The sequence below is a fragment of the Burkholderia sp. IMCC1007 genome (assembly GCF_027257875.1).
GTDB lineage: Bacteria > Pseudomonadota > Gammaproteobacteria > Burkholderiales > Burkholderiaceae > Burkholderia.
In genome coordinates this window covers 73038-92465 of the sequence record NZ_JAPVQY010000029.1, presented here as the reverse complement: position 1 = coordinate 92465, position 19428 = coordinate 73038, and the positions used below count along the sequence as shown (strand labels likewise).

Below are 19428 nucleotides of genomic sequence, written 5' to 3'. Positions count from 1 at the left end.
CCCGTCGGCCGATGCGGCCGCGCTCGGCGGCATGGCCGCCGCGCCGCAGGCCGCCGCGTTGCCGGCGAGCGCGGGCCTGCCGTCTCCGCTCGCCGGCTCGAGTGCGCCGCGGCTGCCGCTCGATGCCGGCGGCCATCTTGCGAAATCGCGCGCGGTGCGCGATTTCTTCGACTACTGCCTGACCGCGCGGAGCGACCTGAGCGCGGCCGCGCTCGATGCGCTCGTCGTGCGCGAGATCGCCGCGCAGCTCGACGGCACGGTTGCGCAGCCGGAAGCGCTCGACGTCTGGCGCCGGTACCGTACGTATCTCGATGCGCTCGCGAAGCTGCCGGATGCGGGCGCGGTCGACAAGTCGGATCTCGGCGCGCTGCAGCTCGCACTCGACCAGCGCGCGTCGCTCGCATACCGGACGCTCGGCGACTGGAGCGAGCCGTTCTTCGGTGCGGAGCAATGGCGGCAGCGCTACGACCTCGCGCGGCTGAAGATCATGCAGGACCGCACGCTGACGGATGCGCAGAAGGCCGAGCGGCTCGCGGCGCTCGCGCAGCAGATCCCGGCGGACGAGCGGGCGGCGCGGCAGCGGATCGACCAGCAGCGCGCCGCGATCGACCAGATCGCGCAGTTGCAGAAAAGCGGGGCGACGCCGGACGCGATGCGGGCGCAACTGACGCAGACGCTGGGCCCGGAGGCCGCCGCACGCGTCGCGCAGATGCAGCAGGACGACGCATCGTGGCAGCGCCGCTACGCCGACTATGCGGCGCAGCGCGCGCAGATCGACGCGGCCGGGCTGTCGCCGCAGGACCGCGACGCGCAGATTGCCGCACTGCGGCAACGGGTGTTCACGAAGCCCGGCGAAGCGCTGCGCGCGGCATCGCTCGATCGCGGCGCCGGCAGTACGAACTGACGTGAACCGACGCGCACGGTCAGGCCGCGCGCGTGTAGTGCCGCGGCAGGTGCTGCTCGATGGTTCGCGCGAGCGTGTCGAACGCGGGGCCGATGCCTGCGTGCGCGACGCACGCGTAGCCGAGCAGCAGCCCGCGCCGCGCGGTGTCCATGCGGCTGTAGTAGCTCGTGAGCGGGCGCACGATCACGCCCGCGTCGAACGCGCTGTGCGTGACGACGCGATCGTCGCAGTCGTCGGGCAGGCCGAGCACCAGATGCAGGCCGGCCTCGTCGCCCATCACGGGCAGCGCGTCGCCGAAGCGGGCGCGGATCGCGTCGATCAGCAGCTGGCGGCGCTCGCCGTACAGCGTGCGCATGCGCCTGACGTGCGAAGTCAGGTGGCCGTCCATGATGAATTCGGCGAGCACGGCCTGCTGCATCAGCTGGCCCTCGCGGTACAGCTCCGACAGCCCGGTGCGGAACGTGTCGACCAGATGCTCGGGCACCACCATGTAGCCCATCCGCAGGCCGGGGAACAGCATCTTGCCGAGGCTGCCGACGTAGATCACGCGGCCGCCGTCGTCGAGCCCCTGCAGCGACGCGAGCGGGCGGCTGCCATAGCGGAATTCGCTGTCGTAGTCGTCCTCGATGATCCAGCAGCGGTGCTGGCGCGCGTATTCGAGCAGCATCCGGCGCCGCGCGAGACTCATCACCATGCCGAGCGGATACTGATGCGACGGCGTGACGAGCACGAGCCGCGGCGGATGTTGCATGTCGCTCGCGCGCGGGTCCAGCCCTTCGTCGTCGACCGGCACCGGCGCGAGCGTGAGGCCGGCCGCCTGCAGCACGCTGCGCACGCCCCAGTAGCACGGCTCCTCGACCCATGCGCGATCGCCGATGTCGGACAGCAGGCGCACCGCGAGGTCGATCGACTGGTGGATGCCGGTCGTGATGATCACCTGGTCCGGCGAGCATTTGACCGAGCGCGCGACGCGCAGGTAGTCGGCCAGCGCGCGACGCAGCGGCCGGTAGCCGCCGCCCGGCGCGTAGGTCAGCAGTTCGGGGTTCGCTTCCTTCCACAGGCGCGCCTGCAGGCGGCTCCACGTGCGGCTCGGGAATTCCGACACGTCCGGCACGCCCGGCATGAACGCGCCCCACTGGCGCCGCGACACGCCCGCATGCTCGATCAGTTGCCGCCCGCGCATCGACAGGCTGCCTTGCGCGTCGGGCGGTGGTTCGTCGGCGGCCGACGGCGGCGGCGCGGCGCCCGGCACGCGGATCGCGGCGGCGTCCGGCCGCGTGTCGGCCACGTAGGTGCCGCTGCCGGTCGTCGTCAGCACGTAGCCTTCGGCCGTCAGCTGGTCGTACACGTGCAGCACCGTATTGCGTGCGATCGACAGGTCGCCGGCGAGCGTGCGCGAACTCGGCAGCTTCGTCCCTGGCCCCAATTCTCCGGTCAGGATGGCCTGCTGCATCAGTTGCAGCAGTTGCCGGTACATCGGCTCGGGCGAGCTGCGGTCCAGACGGGCTGACAGCCAGTCGGCGAGGATCACGGTATCCAAAGTGGTCCTACTAGGAATATTGAAATGGTTCCCTAGTATAGAACCGTGCGGGCCGTATAGTGGGCCCATCTCAAAAACGAATGTCGCGCAGCAAGGGGACAGCCACGATGAAGTCCGATGATGTGATCGTCAGCTTTCGCGGCGTGCGGAAGACCTACGACGGCGAGACGCTGGTCGTCAAATCGCTCGACCTCGATATCCACCGAGGGGAATTCCTGACGCTGCTCGGGCCGTCCGGCTCGGGCAAGACCACGTGCCTGATGATGCTGGCGGGCTTCGAATTCCCGACCGGCGGCGAGATCCGGCTCGACGGCGAACTGCTGAACACCGTGCCGCCGCACAAGCGCAACATCGGCATGGTGTTCCAGAACTACGCGCTGTTCCCGCACCTGACGGTCGAGCAGAACGTCGCGTATCCGCTGACGGTGCGCAAGCTGCCGGCCGGCGAGCGCGCGGAGCGCGTCGCGCATGCGCTGAAGATGGTGCAGATGGAGCGCTTCGCAAAGCGCTATCCGGCGCAGCTGTCGGGCGGCCAGCAGCAGCGCATCGCGCTGGCGCGCGCGCTCGTGTTCGAACCGAAGCTCGTGCTGATGGACGAGCCGCTCGGCGCGCTCGACAAGCAGTTGCGCGAACACATGCAGTACGAACTGAAGGCGCTGCACGAGAAGCTCGGCGTGACATTCGTGTACGTGACGCACGACCAGGGCGAGGCGCTGACGATGTCCGATCGCGTCGCCGTGTTCGACAAGGGCATCGTGCAGCAGCTCGACACCGTCGACCGCCTGTACGAATCGCCGTGCAACGAATTCGTCGCGAACTTCATCGGCGACAGCAACCGGCTGCGCGGCACCATCGCGCGCGTCGACGGCGAATTCTGCGAGCTGCGGCTCGACGACGGCACGACGCTGCGCGGCCGCCGCATCGGCGACGTGGCCGAAGGCGCGTCGGCCATCGCATGCATCCGCCCCGAGCGCATGAGCCTCGCAAACGGGCACGCACTCGCAAATGGGCACGCACTCGCGAACGGCGCGGGCAACCGCGTGGCCGGCGAGGCGCGCAGCCTCATCTATTTCGGCGATCACGTGCGCATGCGTTGCGCACTGCCGGGCCAGGACGAATGTTTCGTGAAGGTGCCGCTCGGCACGGGCGCGCTCGACGCGTTCTCACCTGGCGCGCCTGTGTCGCTCGCATTCGCGCCCGAGCATCTGCGCGTGTTCGCGTAACACATGGTTTCCCCGATTTTCCGCAGCACGTCGTCAACAACAACTGCCTACTTCCACCACGAGAGGAGAGGAACCACCATGAACCGAGCAAGCTTTACCGCGCGTCGCACCGCGGTCGCACTGGCGCTCGCCGCTTTCGGGGTATCGGCCACGGCGGCCGAACTCACCGTCGTCAACTTCGGCGGCGCGAACGGCGACGCGCAGAAGGCCGCGTTCAACCAGCCGTTCGAGAAGGCGACCGGCAACAAGGTCACGGCCGTCGAATACAACGGCGAGCAGGCGAAAGTGAAGGCGATGGTCGAGGCGAAGCACGTCAACTGGGACGTGGTCGAAGTCGAATCGGGCGACCTGAACCGCGGCTGCGACGAAGGGCTGTACGAGAAGCTCGACTGGTCGAAGATCGCGAAGAAGTCCGATCTGATTCCGGAAGCGCCGCAAGTGTGCGGCGTCGGCTTCTTCGTGTGGTCGACCGCGCTGTCGTACAACGCGGACAAGCTGAAATCGGCGCCGACCGGCTGGGCCGATTTCTGGAACGTGAAGAAATTCCCCGGCAAGCGCGGGATGCGCAAGGGCGCGCGCTACAACCTCGAGTTCGCGCTGATGGCCGACGGCGTCGCGCCGAAGGACGTGTACAAGGTGCTCGGCACGAAGGCCGGGCAGGACCGCGCGTTCAAGAAGCTCGACGAGCTGAAGCCGTACATCCAGTGGTGGGAAGCCGGCGCGCAGCCCCCGCAGTTCCTGGTGGCCGGCGACGTCGTGATGTCGACGGCGTACAACGGCCGCATCGACGCGGCGCAGAAGGAAGGGAAGAACCTGAAGGTCGTGTGGAACGGCAGCATCTACGACCTCGACTACTGGGCGATTCCGAAGGGCTCGCCGAACAAGGCGCTCGCCGAGCAATACATCGCGTACACGCTGACGCCGAAGCCGCAGCAGGCGTATGCGCAGCACATCGCGTACGGCCCCGCGAACGTCGCGGCGATCAAGTCGCTCGACGCGAAGACGCTCGCGAACCTGCCGAACTCGCCGGCCAACGGCAAGACGGCGGTGCTGGAGGATATCGGCTTCTGGACCGACCACAGCGACGAGCTCGAGCAGCGCTTCGCCGCGTGGGCGACGAAGTAACCGTTCAGGGATCCTGATGCAACCGGCCGCGCGGCGCTTGACGCGTCGCGCGGCATTCCGCCGGATCGCGCCCGGCCGGAGAGAACCGTTGAACACGATGACGATCGCTCCTTCCTCGCCGTCGACAGCCGCGCTCAAGCGCGAACTGAAGGCTGCCGAGGCCCGCAAGCGCACGATGGCGCTGCTGCTGATCGCGCCGCTTGCGATCTTCCTGTTGCTCATCTTCGTCGTGCCGATCGGCACGCTGCTCACGCGCGCGGTGCAGAACCCCGAGATCGCGACCGCGCTGCCGACCACGGTCGCCGCGCTGTCGGGCTGGGACCGCAAGACACCGCCGCCCGACGCCGCGTATGCCGCACTCGCGGCCGACATGACGAAGGTCGCCGACAGCGAGGCGATGGGCGCGCTCGCGCGGCGCCTGAACACCGAAATTCCCGGCTATCGTTCGCTCGTCGCGAAGACGGCGCGCGCGATGCCGCTGAAGGGCGACAACGATGCGGCCGCCGCGGCGCTCACGCCCGCCCAGACGCGCGCGAAGCTGATCGACCTCGATTCCCGCTGGGGGGATGCCACATACTGGCAGGCGATCGCGAAGAACGGCAGCCAGCTGTCGCCGTTCTACCTGCTGGCGTCGCTCGACCACAAGCAGGACGGCTTCGGGCACATCGTGCAGGCCGATCCCGACCAGTCGATCTACCTCGCGATCTTCGGCCGCACGTTCGTGATCGGCGTCGCGGTCACGCTGTTCGCGCTGCTGCTCGGCTATCCGCTCGCGTACTGGATCTCGACGCTGTCGGAGCGCCGCGCGAACCTCGTGATGATTCTCGTTCTGATTCCGTTCTGGACATCGGTGCTGGTGCGTGTCGCCGCGTGGATCGTGCTGCTGCAAAGCGAAGGGCTGATCAACAAGGCGCTGATCGGCAGCGGGTTGATCTCGCATCCGCTGACGCTGCTGTTCAACCGCGTCGGCGTATACATCTCGATGACGCACATCCTGCTCCCGTTCATGATCCTGCCGCTCTACAGCGTGATGAAGTCGATTCCGCCGACCTACCAGCGCGCGGCCGTGTCGCTCGGGAGCCACCCGTTCGCCGCGTTCTGGCGCGTGTACGTGCCGCAGACCTATCCGGGCATCGGCGCGGGTGCGCTGCTCGTGTTCATCCTCGCGATCGGCTACTACATCACGCCCGCGCTGCTTGGCGGTCCGAACGACCAGATGGTCAGCTACTACGTCGCGTACTTCACGAACGTGACGATCAACTGGGGCATGGCGTGCGCGCTCGGCGGCCTGCTGCTCGCCGCGACCCTGGTGCTGTATGCGGTGTACGGGCGCTTCACGCGCTCGAACGTGAGCCTCGGCTGAGCGTCGCGCCCGGCACGACACACGCAATACGAATACGCAATACGAGAAGGGGATGCCGATCATGAAACTCGCCAGGCCGCTGTTCGCGCCGCACATGTCGTTCGTCGAGCGCGCGTGGTACGTCGCGTTGCGCGTGCTCGTCGTGCTGACGCTGCTGTACCTGATCCTGCCGGTGCTCGCGATCGTGCCGCTGTCGTTTTCGTCGAGCACGTTCCTCGTCTATCCGATCCCCGGCTTCTCGACGCGCTGGTACGAGAACCTGATCGCGTCCGACGAGTGGCGGATGGCCGCGAAGAACAGCTTCATCGTCGCGCCGTCGGCGACCGTCGTCGCGACCGTGCTCGGCACGCTTGCCGCGATCGGGCTCACGAAGGCGAACTTCCGCGGCAAGGCGCTGCTGATGGCCGTGCTGCTGTCGCCGATGATCGTGCCGGTGGTGGTGGTCGGCGTCGGCATGTATTTGTTCTTCGCGCCGCTCGGGCTCGCGAATACGTACACGGGCCTGATCGCCGCGCACGCTGCGCTCGGCGTGCCGTTCGTCGTCACGACGGTTGCCGCTACGCTGCAGGGCTTCAATTACAACTTGGTGCGCGCGAGCTTGTCGCTCGGCGCGAATCCGGTGACGACGTTTTTCCGCGTGACGCTGCCGGTGATCGCGCCGGGCGTGATGTCGGGCGCGCTGTTCGCATTCGCGACGTCGTTCGACGAAGTCGTCGTCACACTGTTCCTCGCGGGCGCGGACCAGACGACGCTGCCGCGCCAGATGTTCACCGGGATCCGCGAGAACATCAGCCCGACGATCGCTGCGCTCGCAACGATCCTGATCATCTTCTCGACGAGCCTGCTGCTCGCGCTCGAATGGCTGCGCGGGCGCAATGCGCGACGTGCGGTGAGCTGACCTGACGCGATGGCGCGACGGCGGTGGGCGCTTGCCACGCATCGGCGCATTGCCGATGCGTGATGTCGCCGGCAGACGCGGTCAGGCCGGCCGCCGGCGCCGACACGACGAAGCTGGGGCGCGAGCCCGCAAGGCCGCCCGGCAGCCGCCGGATCGTCGATCGTTATGTGCATCAATGCCGCGCAAGGCACGGCATCTCGCAAGCTTTCGTTTCGCTGACTGACGTGGCGGCCGCCTGCACGTTCGATGCGGCTCTGCAACAATACGGCTCTCGGTGACGCGCGTTCGGCCCCTGTTGCAGGTCCGCCGTCGCCGCGCCGCTCAACCCGCGACGCAGCGCGTCGCTCGTCAGCCGAGCCTCATCTTGTCCGAATTCGCATCCCCCGCCGGCACCCGGGAGCCGGCCGTCAACTGGCGCGCGATGTCCGCCGTGCTGCTGGCCGTCGCGCTCGCGACGCTCGACACCGCGATCGCGAACACCGCGCTGCCCGCGATCGCCGCCGACCTGCACGCGTCGCCGGCCGCGTCGGTGTGGATCATCAACGCATATCAGCTCGCGATGGTCGCGACGCTGCTGCCGTTCGCGGCGCTCGGCGACATCGTCGGCCACAAGCGCGTGTATATCGCGGGCCTCGCGGTGTTTACGCTCGCGTCGCTCGGCTGCGCGCTCGCAGCGACGCTGCCGCAGCTGACGGCCGCGCGGATCGTGCAGGGCTTCGGCGCGAGCGCGATCATGAGCGTGAACGTCGCGCTGATCCGCAACCTGTTTCCCGCGCACCGGCTCGGGCGCGGCGTCGGCTTCAACGCGCTCGTCGTCGGCGTGTCGTTCGCGGTCGGGCCGACGATCGCGTCGCTGATCCTGTCGGTCGCCGCGTGGCCGTGGCTGTTCGCGGTGAACGTGCCGCTCGGCGTGTTCGCGCTCGCCGTGGCGATCCCATCGCTGCCGCAGACGGCGCGCGGCAAGCATGCGTTCGATCCGGTGGCCGCGCTGTTCAACGTGATCACGTTCGCGTCGCTGATCTTCGCGCTCGGCGAATTCGCGCAGCGCGGGCCGCTCTCCGTCGTGTGCGCGGCAGCGGCGGTCGCGCTTGCGTTCGGCTGGCTGCTGATCCGCCGCCAGGCCGGGCATCCGGCGCCGATGCTGCCGGTCGACCTGTTCCGCCGGCCCGTGTTCACGCTGTCCGCGCTGACGGCCGTGTGCGCGTTCGCCGCGCAGGGGCTCGCGTTCGTGTCGCTGCCGTTCTACTTCGAAACCGTGCTGCATCGCAACGCGGTCGAGACGGGATTCCTGATGACGCCGTGGTCGGCGATCGTCGCGCTCGCCGCGCCGATCGCGGGGCGGCTGTCGGATCGTTATCCGCCCGGGCTGCTCGGCGCGATCGGCCTCGCGTTGCTGAGTGCGGGGATGGTGTCGCTTGCCGCGCTGCCGGTGTCACCGGGCGTCGTCGATATCGGCTGGCGGATGATGCTGTGCGGCGCGGGCTTCGGCTTTTTCCAGTCGCCGAACCTGAAAGCGCTGATGTCGAGCGCGCCGCCCGAGCGCAGCGGCGGCGCGAGCGGGATCATCGCGACCGCGCGGCTGATCGGGCAGGCGACGGGAGCGGCGCTCGTCGCGCTGTCGTTCGGGATCGCAGGGCGGCACGGGCCGACGCTGGCGCTGATGCTCGGTGCGGGCTTTGCCGGCGCTGCGAGCGTCGCGAGCGGGCTGCGGCTGTTCGCGCCGTCGCATCGGGCCGGCGCGCCGGTTGCATCGGCGCCGGTGAAGGAGCCGGCGACGGAGTAGCACGCGGCGCCCGCACATGCTTCGACCTGTGCGCGCCGGATCGTCGCCGCGCGCGGGCCATCACATCACGCTCGGTAGCCGCCCGTCTGGATCGGCTTGTCGAAGTTCGCGATGTCCAGGCCCTCGTGCCATACCGTCTCGTTCGACAACGCACCACCCGACGTGGTGTACAGCGTCGTGCCGCCGACCGCGACCACGTGCGGCGAAGCCGCCGGCCACGATACCGTGTCGTTCGCGCCGCCCGGATAGCCGCGGTTGTTGCACTCGTACACGCCTTCGTCCCGACGTCACCCCGCGAAATTCCGCCTTGACCTGTGGCGATCTCGCGCTATCCTTCAATCCATAACCATCGGGTTATGAATTCAACCATGCAAAACACCCACGACATGCTGTTCCGGACACTCGCCGATCCGACGCGCCGCGCGCTCTTCGAGCGGCTGTGCGAGGAGGGCGAGCTGACGGTTGCCGCGCTGACGGCCCATGCGGGCGTGTCGCAGCCGGCGGTATCGAAGCATCTGGGTGTGCTGAAGCAGGCCGGGCTCGTGAGCGATCGCCACGAAGGCCGGCAGACGCACTACAGCGCGCAGCCGCAGGCGCTGACTCCGTTGATCGACTGGACCAGCCAGATGGCCGGCTTCTGGCAGACCCGGTTCGATGCTCTTGAAGATCTGTTGAAGAGGATGGACCAATGAACCAGCCCACCACGGAAACACGTACCGTCGTCGTCGAACGGGAACTGCCGCATCCGCCGGAGAAGATCTGGCGCGCGCTCACGCAACCGCACCTGCTCGAGGCGTGGCTGATGCAGAGCGATTTCGCGCCCGTCGCGGGCCACGCATTCAGCTTCCGCGCCGACTGGGGTTCGGTCGACTGCAAGGTGCTGACGATCGAGCCGCCGCGCGCGCTGTCCTATACGTGGGCTGCGTACGGCCTCGAAAGCGTCGTCACGTGGACGCTCACGCCGACCGCCGGCGGCACGCTGCTGCGCATGGAGCAGGCCGGTTTCCGCACCGACCAGGAACAGGCATACCGCGGCGCTCAGCACGGGTGGACGCAATTCTTCGCATCGCTCGAACAGGTGCTCGCGCGTCCCGATGAAGGCACGGAGGCCCACGCATGAGCACAACCGATCTCACGCCGTCGGAGCGCATCGACGCGCTGATCGCCGGCATCGCCGACTGGCGCGGCAAGACCTTCGCCGAGCTGCGCCAGACGATCCTCGACGCGCAAGCGGGCATCGTCGAGGAATGGAAATGGATGGGCAGCCCCGTATGGTCGTGCGACGGGATGATCGCAGTGGCGAACGCGCACAAGGGCAAGGTGAAGCTGACCTTCATGCACGGGGCGAAACTGCCCGATCCCGACCAGTTGTTCAACGACGGTCTCGAAGGCAATGCGCGGCGCGCGATCGATTTCTTCGAAGGCGACAAGATCGACAAGCGGGCGTTGAAAAACCTCGTGCGTGCGGCGATCGAATACAACCGCACGCATCTGAAGAAGAACGCGCGATCGGGTTCCTCCGCGGGCGCGAAGGCGCGAAGCAGCAAGGCGGCGTGACGCGCGAGCCGGATGCCGGCCGGTGACGTCCCGCGAAAGCGGGGCGCCGCCGTGCGGTCGGCGCTACGCCGCGCGCCAAACGGGGCGCGCAGGCAAAAAAAAGCCCGACACGAGGTCGGGCATCCAAATCGGCCGCAACCGCCCGCGAGGCGGCTGCGGCACCTGCAACGGCCGCGCGCTTACGCTGCGAGCAGCGAGCGCAGCACGAACGGCAGGATCCCGCCGTGCTTGTAGTAGTCGACTTCGATCGGCGTATCGATGCGCAGCAGCACCGGCACGCGCTGCGTTTCGCCGTTCTTGCGATGGATCACGAGCGTGACGTCCTGCTGCGGCTTGAAGTCGTCGCCGAGGCCTTCGATGTCGTAGGTCTCTTCGCCGGTGATGCCGAGCGACTGCACGCTGTCCGCGCCCTTGAACTGCAGCGGCAGCACGCCCATGCCGACCAGGTTCGAGCGGTGGATCCGCTCGAAGCTGCGTGCGATCACGGCCTTCACGCCGAGCAGCTGCGTGCCCTTCGCGGCCCAGTCGCGCGACGAGCCCGTGCCGTACTCTTCGCCCGCGAACACGACGGTCGGCGTGCCGGCCTCGACGTACTGCATCGCTGCATCGTAGATCGACTGCTGTTCGCCGCTCGGCTGGTGGATCGTCAGGCCGCCTTCGACGCGCGTGCCGTCTGCCTTCGCCGGGATCATCAGGTTCTTGATCCGGACGTTCGCGAACGTGCCGCGCATCATCACGTCATGGTTGCCGCGGCGCGAGCCGTAGCTGTTGAAATCGGCCTTCTGCACGCCGTTTTCCTTCAGCCACTTGCCTGCCGGCGAATCTTCCTTGATCGAGCCTGCCGGGCTGATGTGGTCGGTCGTGACCGAGTCGCCGAAGATGCCCAGTGCGCGCGCGCCCTGGACCGTCGGGATCGATGCGGCCGGCTCCATCGAGAAGTCGTTGCCGAAGAACGGCGGCTCCGCGATGTAGGTCGACTTCGGCCAGTCGTAGACTTCGCCCGTCTCGCCCTCGATCTTGCTCCAGAGGTCGCCCTTCTTGGTCAGCTTCGAGTAGTTGTCCTCGAACTTCTTCGGATCGAGCGCGAACTTGAGCAGCGCGTGGATTTCCTCGCTCGTCGGCCAGATGTCGCCGATGTAGATGTCGCGGCCGCCCTTGCCCTTGCCGACCGGCTCGGTCATCAGGTCGCGCGTGATGTTGCCGGCGATCGCGTACGCAACGACGAGCGGCGGCGACGCGAGGAAGTTCGCGCGGATGTTCGGGTGGATGCGCGCTTCGAAGTTGCGGTTGCCCGACAGCACGGCCGCCGCGACGATGTCGTTCTTCGTGATCGCTTCGTTCAGTTCCGGCGTCAGGTCGCCCGCGTTGCCGATACAGGTCGTGCAGCCGTACGCCGCGACTTCGAAGCCGAGCTTCGACAGGTAGGGCAGCAGGCCCGTCTTCGTCAGGTACTCGGTGACGATGCGCGATCCCGGCGCGAGCGAGGTCTTGATCTTCGGATCGACCGTGAGGCCGGCTTCGACCGCCTTCTTCGCGAGCAGGCCGGCGGCCAGCAGCACGCTCGGGTTCGACGTGTTCGTGCACGACGTGATCGCGGCGATCAGCACGTCGCCGTTCTTCACGTCGACGCCGTTGCTCGTCGTGTATTGCGCGTCCAGATCATCCGCCTTCTTCGCGAAGCCGTTCTCCGCGACCGGCTTCGAGAACAGGTCGGTGAACGTCGACTTGACGTGGCCGATCTCGATGCGGTCCTGCGGGCGCTTCGGGCCGGCCAGCGACGGTGCGACCGTCGCGAGGTCGAGCGTGACCGTCGTCGTGTAGTCGATGTCGCCGGCCTGCGGGATGCCGAACAGGTTCTGCGCCTTGAAGTAATTCTCGAACGCGGCGATTTCGGCCTGCGTGCGGCCCGTGCCTTCGAAGTACTCGATGGTCTTCTCGTCGACCGGGAAGAAGCCCATCGTCGCGCCGTATTCCGGCGCCATGTTGCCGATCGTCGCGCGGTCCGGCAGCGACAGCGACTTCGTGCCTTCGCCGAAGAACTCGACGAACTTGCCGACGACCTTCTCCTTGCGCAGCATTTCGGTGATGGTCAGCACCAGATCGGTGGCCGTCACGCCTTCGCGCAGCTTGCCCTTCAGCTCGACGCCGACCACGTCCGGGGTCAGGAAGTACACCGGCTGGCCGAGCATGCCGGCTTCCGCCTCGATGCCGCCCACGCCCCAGCCGACCACGCCGATGCCGTTGATCATCGTCGTGTGGCTGTCCGTGCCGACGAGGGTGTCCGGGTAGTACACGGTGTCGCCGCCGTCCGCCTTCTTGTGGACGCCGCGCGCGAGATATTCGAGGTTCACCTGGTGGACGATGCCGACGCCCGGCGGCACGACCTTGAACGTGTCGAACGCCTGCATGCCCCACTTCATGAACTGGTAGCGCTCGTTGTTGCGCTGGAATTCCAGCTTCATGTTCAGGTCGAGCGCGTCCTTCTGGCGGAAGTAGTCGATCTGCACCGAGTGGTCGACGACGAGATCGACCGGCACCAGCGGCTCGATCTTCTTCGGATCCTTGCCCGTGCGCTCCGCGACGCCGCGCATGGCCGCGATGTCGGCGAGCAGCGGCACGCCCGTGAAGTCCTGCAGCACCACACGCGACACCACGAACGGAATCTCGTCGACGCGCTTCGCGGTCGGCTTCCAGTTCGCGAGCTGCTCGATGTGCTCTTCCGTGATCTTCTTGCCGTCGTAGTTGCGCAGCACGGACTCGAGCACGATACGGATCGACACCGGCAGACGCTCGATCTTCGTCTTCAGTTCCTTGCCGAGCTGCGGCAGCGAGTAGAACTTGCCTTTGCCGGAACCGCTGTCGAATTCCTTGAGGGTCTTGTGGAGATTGTGGGCCATGGTGATTTTCCTGGGTTTAAGGCTAGGAAACAAAGAGTCCTGTAGATGAGGGCTATATCACATACATGTCGACGTACTCATCGACCGGCATCGCTTCGAGCTTTGCCTGATCCAGCGACACGTCGAGAATCGCTTGTTGCTGCTTTGCCGGGAAACGACGGGCGAGGTTGGTCCTGAATTTCTCGACCAGGAGCGGGATGCCGTCGGCACGGCGTCGCTGATGGCCGATCGGGTATTCGACCGCTACTTCGGCAAGCTTCGAGCCATCGGCGAATTCGATCGTCAGCGCATTCGCGATCGATCGCTTGGCCGGGTCATGGTAATCGTTCGTGAACCGCCGGTCCTCCACGCACACCGTCTTCGCGCGCAGCGCGTCGATGCGCGGGTCGGCGGCGACCGAATCCTCGTAGTCGGCCGCGGTCAGCCGGCCGAACAGCAGCGGCACGGCGACCATGTACTGGATGCAGTGGTCGCGGTCGGCCGGATTGGCGAGCGGGCCCTGCTTGTCGATGATGCGGAGCGCGGCCGCGTGCGTGCGGATCGTGATCCGGCTGATCTCGTCAGTCGTGCGGCCCGCGGCCGCGAGCTGCGCGTGCAGCTGCAGCGCGGCCTCGGCGGCCGTCTGTGCATGGAATTCGGCGGGGAACGCGATCTTGAACAGCACGTTCTCCATCACGTAGCTGCCGTACGGACGCTGGAAGCGGAACGGCTTCCCGCCGAACAGCACGTCGTAGAAGCCCCAGGTTTTTGCGGTGAGCGCCGACGGGTAGCCCATTTCGCCCGTTTTCGCGATCAGCGCGAGGCGCACCGCGCGGGACGTGGCGTCGCCGGCCGCCCACGACTTGCGCGAACCGGTGTTCGGCGCGTGGCGGTAGGTGCGCAGCGCGTGGCCGTCGACGAACGCGTTGGACACCGCGTTGATCAGCTCGTCGCGCGTGAGCCCGAGCAGGCGCCCGACGACGGCGGTCGACGCGAGCTTCACCAGCAGCACGTGGTCGAGCCCGACCGCATTGAATGAATTCTCGAGTGCGAGGCAGCCCTGGATTTCGTGGGCCTGGATCATCGCGACCAGCACGTCGCGCATCGCGAGCGGCTTGCGGCCGGCCGCGCGGGCCGTGCGGGAGAGCCAGTCGGCCGTCGCCAGGATCCCGCCGAGGTTGTCGGACGGGTGGCCCCATTCGGCGGCGAGCCAGGTGTCGTTGAAGTCCAGCCAGCGGATCATCGCGCCGATGTCGAAAGCCGCCTGGACGGGATCGAGCTGGAAGGACGTGCCGGGCACCTTCGCGCCGTTCGGCACGATCGTGCCGGGCACGACGGGGCCGAGCAGCTTGGTGCAGGCAGGGTAGGACAGCGCCTCGAGTCCGCATCCGAGCGTGTCGATCAGGCAATGACGCGCCGTCTCCAGCGCGAGCGCGCTGTCGATGCCGGTGTTCAGCACGTAGTCGGCGATATCGACGAGTACCGAATCCGGCGCAGGGCGGACGTTGGAGACCGGGGCGGACATCGAGGTCTGGGAGACGCGCTTAGTTCGTGGCCGGCTTCAGCTCGTTCGACTGCGTCGGTGCTGTCGTGCCCTGTGCCATTTCCGGCGTCACGCATTCGTCCGCGAGGCGCTCGCCGCCGTTTGCGTCGGAGAACAGCATCGCCTTGCTCGGGATCACGACCAGCTTGAAGCCGGCTGCCGGATCGTAGAACGTGTCGGCGCCCGTCGTCGTGGCCTGACGCGGCAGCTTGTAGTTCTTCTTCGCCCAGTGAACCGTGACGACCTGGTCGCGCTTCATGTCACCGGCGAGATCGAACGACAGACCGTCCTTGCACGCCCACTTGACCGCACCGTCCGGCACCGGATCGACCTTGGCCGCGGCACGCTCCTGGGCCTTCTTGCTGCGCGGGATGATGCGCTTGGCCGGCGCCGGGCGCTTGGCCGTCTTCTTCGCCGTCGTGGTGGTGCCCTGCGCGAACGCGTTCGGAGCCGACACCAGCAGCGTGGCGGACAATGCGCCGATGGCGGTAGCGATCAGGAGTTTCTTCATGGAGTCAGAACCTTTCGATAATCAGTTGACAAGGGCCGGCATCCGCCGGCCGGTTTGAAACTGCACGCGCCCCGGAAGCGCGCAGCGGCCGCTATTTTCACCTATTTGGCCGCACATATTTCAGGTTTTCGGGCTCCGTTACGTTTTTTGTCGTTTCGCAAACCTGTATCGGGTTCACGCTCCGGCGATTCGATGAAATCCGTGTGTCGGCATGCTCACCGGGCCGCTCCGGCCGCGCTCGCGCCGAACAGCGGGGCGGCCTCGGCCGGCACCGGCTGGCCGGTCGCCCGCGCGCGGCGCAGCACCGACCAGTAATAGCGGTAGCTCGCGCGGTCGTGCAGGGTATCGCCGTGGCGCGTCGGGCCCCAGTCGGCCGCCTGCGCGGCCAGCAGGATTTCGGCGGCCAGCTCGACTTCGTCGGTGCGCGGCGCGAACGCGTCGACGATCGGGCGAACCTGCGCGGGGTGGATGCTCCACATCCGCGTGAACGCGAACTCGTCGCGCGCACGGCGCGCATCGCCGGCGACGACGCTCATGTCGCGCACTTCGGTCGTCACGTTGTGGGACGGCGTCTTGCCGTGCGCGTGACACGCCGCGGCGATTTCCAGCTTCGCGCGGCGCACGAGCGGGTGGTCGAACTGGCCGGGCGAGCGCATTGCCGCATCGGGGATCGCGCCATGATGCGCGGATACGAAGTCCATCAGCCCGAAGCTCAGCGTGCCGACCAGCGGCAGCGCGGCGAGGGCGGCCGCCTGCGCGAGCGCGCCGTGCGTCTCGACCAGCACGTCGACCGGAATCGGCTGCGCAAGGCCGAGCTCGCGGCGCGTGCCTTCGATGAACGCGACCATCTCGGCCGCGTCGGCGGCGCTCGCGATCTTCGGCAGCGTGAGGTAGGCCGGTGCGCGGGCGGCGCGCAGCACGATGCGCACGTCGTCGCGCCAGTGGGGATGGGAAAAATCGTGGATGCGGACGCCGACCCGCCCGAAGCGGTTGTCGGCGCTGCCGAGGAAGTCGGCGACGAGCTGCGCGTGCGCGGCCTCCTGGCCGACGGCCGCGCCGTCCTCGCAGTCGAGCGTGATGTCGAACACGGGGCCGAGTTCGGCCTGGAGCGCGAGCGACTTGCGCATCAGCTTCTCGCTGCCCGCGTAGTGATCGCAGCAGGGCAGGATCGCGGGCGGGGACGCCCCGTCGTACAGCACTTGTGCAGGAGTGAGCGCGGACATCTCTTCTACGTCCAGGAAGCGGGCAGCGTGGAGAAAATCGGATTCGGGCGCATTCTGGGCCGGCGCGCGGCGCGCGCGTGGCGGCAAAACGTGCCCGGATCGGATCGGGCGGCGGCGCAGGCTGCAGATGCAGGCCCCGCCGCCCGTGCCGTGACCGGGCCGCCCGAGGGCGGCCCGTCAATGCACCGTGCTTAGTTCTTCAGCAGGTGGGCGACGCCGTCGCGCTCTTCGAGCAGCTCGGCCAGCGTGCCGTCCATCTTCTCGCGCGAGAACGCGTCGATTTCGAGGCCTTCGACGCGCTTGTATTCGCCGTTTTCGCAGGTGACCGGCACGCCGTAGATGATGTCTTCGGGGATGCCGTACGAGCCGTCCGACGGGATGCCCATCGTGACCCACTTGCCGTTCGTGCCGAGGACCCAGTCACGCACGTGGTCGATCGCCGCGTTCGCTGCCGACGCTGCCGACGACAGGCCGCGCGCTTCGATGATCGCCGCGCCGCGCTTGCCGACGGTCGGGATGAACGTGTCGCGGTTCCACACGTCGTCGTTGATCAGCTTCAGCAGCGATTCGCCTTCGACGGTCGCGAAGCGGAAGTCGGGGTACATCGTCGGCGAGTGGTTGCCCCACACGGCGAGCTTCTCGATCGAGGCGACCGGCTTGCCCGACTTGGCTGCCAGCTGCGACAGCGCGCGGTTGTGGTCGAGGCGCAGCATGGCCGTGAAGTTCTTCTTCGGCAGATCCGGTGCCGACTTCATCGCGATGTATGCGTTGGTGTTCGCCGGGTTGCCGACGACCAGCACCTTGACGTCGCGGCTCGCGACTTCGTTCAGCGCGGCGCCCTGGACCGTGAAGATCTCGGCGTTTGCCGACAGCAGGTCCTTGCGCTCCATGCCCTTCGAGCGCGGACGTGCGCCGACCAGCAGTGCGACGTCTGCATCCTTGAATGCAACCTTCGGATCATCGGTGATCACGACGCCCGCGAGCAGCGGGAACGCGCAATCGTCGAGTTCCATCACGACGCCTTTGACGGCGGCTTGGGCTTGCGGGAGGTCCAGCAGTTGCAGGATGACCGGCTGGTCCTTGCCGAGCAGGTCGCCGTTCGCGATGCGGAACAGCAGGGAGTAAGCGATTTGACCTGCGGCGCCGGTGACGGCAACGCGCTTTGCGGGCTTAGCCATTGAAAATCTCCAGGACGGGTGAAGCGGTGGACGCTCGACAAAACGCCATTCTATGCGCGTTATGCGTAGCGTTGCATTGAAGCAGGGCGGAGGACTCGCGAAAGGCTGACGCGGTGAACCTGGAGACGGCCGTGGCACGTAGCCGGGGACGCGTATTTGCACCCGCGAACCCTTGCTCGCCCCGGAGTGTAGGAGCCGGCGGACCCAAAGTCAAACGGTATCATATGTCTTATATAAGACAGATGTTTTGCGGAATTTGAGTGGACGAAAAAGCGCGGTTTGTGATGAAATGCGCGCCATGACATCGAACCAGGCGAACAACGCGAATCCGACCGGCGCAGGCGGCCCAGGGCAGCCGGGCGCGGGCGATACCGCGCCGACGCCTGCCGCTTCGCCGTCGCCGACCTTCAGTCCGTTATACCAGCAGATCAAGTCGTTGATCACGCAAAGTCTCGAAACCGGTGAATGGAAGCCGGGCGAGATCATCCCGAGCGAAGTGGAGCTCGCGGCCCGCTACAAGGTCAGCCAGGGCACCGTTCGCAAGGCGATCGACGAACTGGCCGCCGAAAACCTCGTGGTGCGCCGGCAGGGGAAGGGCACTTTTGTTGCAACGCACAACGAAGATCGCGCGCAGTTCCGCTTCCTTCGCTTGCTGGCCGACGACGGTGCCGAGCATCCGCACGTGAGCCGCCTGCTCGAATGCCGGCGCCTGCGCGCACCGGCCGAGATCGCGCGGCAGCTCGACCTGAAGCCGGCCGATCCGGTCGTGCAGGTGCGGCGCCTGCTGGAATTCGACAGCGAAGTGACGGTGCTCGACGAGATCTGGCTGCCGGGCGCGATGTTCCGCGGGCTCACGTTCGAGCGGCTCAGCGAGTACAAGGGGCCGCTCTACGCGATGTTCGAGACGGAGTTCGGCACGCGGATGATCCGCGCGACGGAAAAGATCCGCGCCGTGGCGGCGGAGCCGGCCGTGGCCGACCTGCTGCACGTGCCGGCGGGCTTTCCATTGCTGTCGGTCGAGCGCGTGTCCTATACATATGGCGACCGGCCGGTGGAAGTGCGACGCGGCTGGTATGTCACAACCGGGTATTACTATCAGAATGACTTGAGCTGACGACGTATCGGCACAAGCAGCGTGCATGCGCGTTTCCCACCTTCGCATAGCACGTTTCGGGCCGCCTTTATTCCCGTTCGCGTAACGATCCAGCGCAGACTTTCGCTGCAGCGCGATATAAAAAGGCGCTAAAATCGCGGATTAGTGTGACAACATAGTAGGGGTCTAGCATGACTGACGCAGTAAGAAAGCCGAGGCCGGAATACCGGAACATCGGATTCGGCGATATCACGATGAAATACCGCATGCCGCTGGCAGCGATATTGTCGATCCTCCATCGAATCAGCGGCGCGCTGCTGTTCCTGTTCCTGCCGTTCCTGCTGTTTCTCTTCGACCAGAGTCTCACGTCCGAGCTCAGCTTCGAAGTCTTCAAGGCTTTCCTTTCCAACATCGTCGTCAAGCTGGTCGTCCTCGCGCTGTCGTGGGCGTTCCTCCACCATTTCTGCGCCGGCATTCGCCACCTGCTGATGGACGTCAACCACGACGCCGTCACGAAGGAAGGCGGCAAGCGGACGGCAGTCGTCGTCTTCGTCGTCTCGATCGCGCTGACGATCGCCATGGCACTCAAACTGTTCGGAGCATTCTAAGAA

18 protein-coding genes and 1 pseudogene are annotated in these 19428 nt (G+C 67.0%); 12 read left to right on the top strand and 7 right to left on the bottom strand.

Going from position 1 to position 19428, the window contains the following annotated elements; all coding sequences use genetic code 11:
* Positions 1–904 (top strand): lipase secretion chaperone (locus O1Q03_RS23360; protein WP_269506388.1); only part of this gene is annotated, 904 nt, incomplete at its 5' end.
* Between the two features lie 19 nt (positions 905–923).
* Here the strand turns inward: O1Q03_RS23360 and pdxR are convergent.
* Positions 924–2444, bottom strand: coding sequence for a MocR-like pyridoxine biosynthesis transcription factor PdxR (gene pdxR / locus O1Q03_RS23355; RefSeq protein WP_269506387.1), 1521 nt, complete (start codon positions 2442–2444; stop codon positions 924–926).
* A gap of 107 nt (positions 2445–2551) precedes the next feature.
* On the opposite strand from pdxR, the gene O1Q03_RS23350 reads away from it, so the two are divergent.
* The 6 genes from O1Q03_RS23350 (at position 2552) to O1Q03_RS23325 (ending at position 8836) form a co-directional block, all read left to right on the top strand.
* Complete coding sequence (locus tag O1Q03_RS23350) at positions 2552–3667, top strand: ABC transporter ATP-binding protein (RefSeq protein WP_269506386.1); 1116 nt, start codon at positions 2552–2554, stop codon at positions 3665–3667.
* 78 nt (positions 3668–3745) lie between these two features.
* Positions 3746–4792 (top strand): ABC transporter substrate-binding protein, encoded by a 1047-nt coding sequence (locus O1Q03_RS23345; protein ID WP_269506385.1) that lies wholly within the window; start codon positions 3746–3748, stop codon positions 4790–4792.
* Between the two features lie 97 nt (positions 4793–4889).
* Positions 4890–6155 carry an ABC transporter permease gene (locus tag O1Q03_RS23340; protein ID WP_269506393.1) on the top strand — a complete coding sequence of 422 codons (1266 nt, stop codon included), beginning with the start codon at positions 4890–4892 and terminating at the stop codon, positions 6153–6155.
* A gap of 61 nt (positions 6156–6216) precedes the next feature.
* Positions 6217–7053: an ABC transporter permease gene (locus tag O1Q03_RS23335; RefSeq protein ID WP_175717254.1), complete on the top strand. Its 837-nt coding sequence runs from the start codon at positions 6217–6219 to the stop codon at positions 7051–7053.
* A gap of 62 nt (positions 7054–7115) precedes the next feature.
* Positions 7116–7331 (top strand): hypothetical protein, encoded by a 216-nt coding sequence (locus tag O1Q03_RS23330; protein WP_269506384.1) that lies wholly within the window; start codon positions 7116–7118, stop codon positions 7329–7331.
* Between the two features lie 86 nt (positions 7332–7417).
* On the top strand, positions 7418–8836 hold the full coding sequence (locus O1Q03_RS23325) for an MFS transporter (protein WP_269506383.1): 1419 nt from the start codon (positions 7418–7420) through the stop codon (positions 8834–8836).
* A 113-nt stretch (positions 8837–8949) separates the two neighbouring features.
* On the opposite strand, the pseudogene O1Q03_RS23320 reads toward O1Q03_RS23325, so the two are convergent.
* Positions 8950–9117: pseudogene (locus tag O1Q03_RS23320) on the bottom strand (peptidase S53); the annotation flags it as partial.
* A gap of 87 nt (positions 9118–9204) precedes the next feature.
* On the opposite strand from O1Q03_RS23320, the gene O1Q03_RS23315 reads away from it, so the two are divergent.
* From O1Q03_RS23315 to O1Q03_RS23305, 3 genes are read left to right on the top strand one after another with little or no spacing between them, the layout of a single operon-like run.
* Positions 9205–9528: an ArsR/SmtB family transcription factor gene (locus O1Q03_RS23315; RefSeq protein WP_269506382.1), complete on the top strand. Its 324-nt coding sequence runs from the start codon at positions 9205–9207 to the stop codon at positions 9526–9528.
* Positions 9525–9956 carry an SRPBCC family protein gene (locus O1Q03_RS23310; protein WP_269506381.1) on the top strand — a complete coding sequence of 144 codons (432 nt, stop codon included), beginning with the start codon at positions 9525–9527 and terminating at the stop codon, positions 9954–9956. Before O1Q03_RS23315 ends, O1Q03_RS23310 begins: the two co-directional genes overlap by 4 nt.
* Complete coding sequence (locus O1Q03_RS23305; protein ID WP_269506380.1) at positions 9953–10393, top strand: DUF1801 domain-containing protein; 441 nt, start codon at positions 9953–9955, stop codon at positions 10391–10393. Before O1Q03_RS23310 ends, O1Q03_RS23305 begins: the two co-directional genes overlap by 4 nt.
* A gap of 179 nt (positions 10394–10572) precedes the next feature.
* Here the strand turns inward: O1Q03_RS23305 and acnA are convergent, their stop codons facing one another.
* The 5 genes from acnA to O1Q03_RS23280 form a co-directional block, all read right to left on the bottom strand.
* The gene (acnA, locus tag O1Q03_RS23300) at positions 10573–13290 is read right to left on the bottom strand and encodes an aconitate hydratase AcnA (protein WP_269506379.1); all 2718 of its coding nucleotides are present in this window, start codon (positions 13288–13290) and stop codon (positions 10573–10575) included.
* Positions 13291–13342: 52 nt separating this feature from the next.
* Positions 13343–14794 carry a bifunctional 2-methylcitrate dehydratase/aconitate hydratase gene (locus tag O1Q03_RS23295; RefSeq protein WP_269506378.1) on the bottom strand — a complete coding sequence of 484 codons (1452 nt, stop codon included), beginning with the start codon at positions 14792–14794 and terminating at the stop codon, positions 13343–13345.
* 19 nt (positions 14795–14813) lie between these two features.
* Complete coding sequence (locus O1Q03_RS23290; protein WP_269506377.1) at positions 14814–15323, bottom strand: hypothetical protein; 510 nt, start codon at positions 15321–15323, stop codon at positions 14814–14816.
* 215 nt (positions 15324–15538) lie between these two features.
* Positions 15539–16546 carry an HpcH/HpaI aldolase/citrate lyase family protein gene (locus tag O1Q03_RS23285; RefSeq protein ID WP_269506376.1) on the bottom strand — a complete coding sequence of 336 codons (1008 nt, stop codon included), beginning with the start codon at positions 16544–16546 and terminating at the stop codon, positions 15539–15541.
* A gap of 191 nt (positions 16547–16737) precedes the next feature.
* Complete coding sequence (locus tag O1Q03_RS23280) at positions 16738–17724, bottom strand: malate dehydrogenase (RefSeq protein ID WP_044843799.1); 987 nt, start codon at positions 17722–17724, stop codon at positions 16738–16740.
* A gap of 289 nt (positions 17725–18013) precedes the next feature.
* Between O1Q03_RS23280 and O1Q03_RS23275 the strand changes: the two genes are divergently transcribed.
* Positions 18014–18838, top strand: a complete 825-nt coding sequence (locus tag O1Q03_RS23275; RefSeq protein WP_269506392.1) for a GntR family transcriptional regulator — start codon at positions 18014–18016, stop codon at positions 18836–18838.
* 170 nt (positions 18839–19008) lie between these two features.
* A complete protein-coding gene (sdhC, locus tag O1Q03_RS23270; protein ID WP_269506375.1) occupies positions 19009–19425 on the top strand; it encodes a succinate dehydrogenase, cytochrome b556 subunit in 417 nt (138 codons plus the stop codon).
* Positions 19426–19428: the final 3 nt, after the last annotated feature.

Bases quoted from the DNA above. Each gene is read 5' to 3' on its own strand.
- O1Q03_RS23305 (WP_269506380.1), top strand. From the start codon at position 9,953: ATGAGCACAACCGATCTCACGCCGTCGGAGCGCATCGACGCGCTGATC.
- O1Q03_RS23285 (WP_269506376.1), bottom strand. From the start codon at position 16,546: ATGTCCGCGCTCACTCCTGCACAAGTGCTGTACGACGGGGCGTCCCCG.
- O1Q03_RS23345 (WP_269506385.1), top strand. From the start codon at position 3,746: ATGAACCGAGCAAGCTTTACCGCGCGTCGCACCGCGGTCGCACTGGCG.
- O1Q03_RS23280 (WP_044843799.1), bottom strand. From the start codon at position 17,724: ATGGCTAAGCCCGCAAAGCGCGTTGCCGTCACCGGCGCCGCAGGTCAA.
- O1Q03_RS23340 (WP_269506393.1), top strand. From the start codon at position 4,890: ATGACGATCGCTCCTTCCTCGCCGTCGACAGCCGCGCTCAAGCGCGAA.
- O1Q03_RS23310 (WP_269506381.1), top strand. From the start codon at position 9,525: ATGAACCAGCCCACCACGGAAACACGTACCGTCGTCGTCGAACGGGAA.
- O1Q03_RS23330 (WP_269506384.1), top strand. From the start codon at position 7,116: ATGTCGCCGGCAGACGCGGTCAGGCCGGCCGCCGGCGCCGACACGACG.
- O1Q03_RS23315 (WP_269506382.1), top strand. From the start codon at position 9,205: ATGCAAAACACCCACGACATGCTGTTCCGGACACTCGCCGATCCGACG.
- O1Q03_RS23290 (WP_269506377.1), bottom strand. From the start codon at position 15,323: ATGAAGAAACTCCTGATCGCTACCGCCATCGGCGCATTGTCCGCCACG.
- O1Q03_RS23335 (WP_175717254.1), top strand. From the start codon at position 6,217: ATGAAACTCGCCAGGCCGCTGTTCGCGCCGCACATGTCGTTCGTCGAG.
- O1Q03_RS23275 (WP_269506392.1), top strand. From the start codon at position 18,014: ATGCGCGCCATGACATCGAACCAGGCGAACAACGCGAATCCGACCGGC.
- O1Q03_RS23295 (WP_269506378.1), bottom strand. From the start codon at position 14,794: ATGTCCGCCCCGGTCTCCAACGTCCGCCCTGCGCCGGATTCGGTACTC.
- acnA (WP_269506379.1), bottom strand. From the start codon at position 13,290: ATGGCCCACAATCTCCACAAGACCCTCAAGGAATTCGACAGCGGTTCC.
- O1Q03_RS23350 (WP_269506386.1), top strand. From the start codon at position 2,552: ATGAAGTCCGATGATGTGATCGTCAGCTTTCGCGGCGTGCGGAAGACC.
- sdhC (WP_269506375.1), top strand. From the start codon at position 19,009: ATGACTGACGCAGTAAGAAAGCCGAGGCCGGAATACCGGAACATCGGA.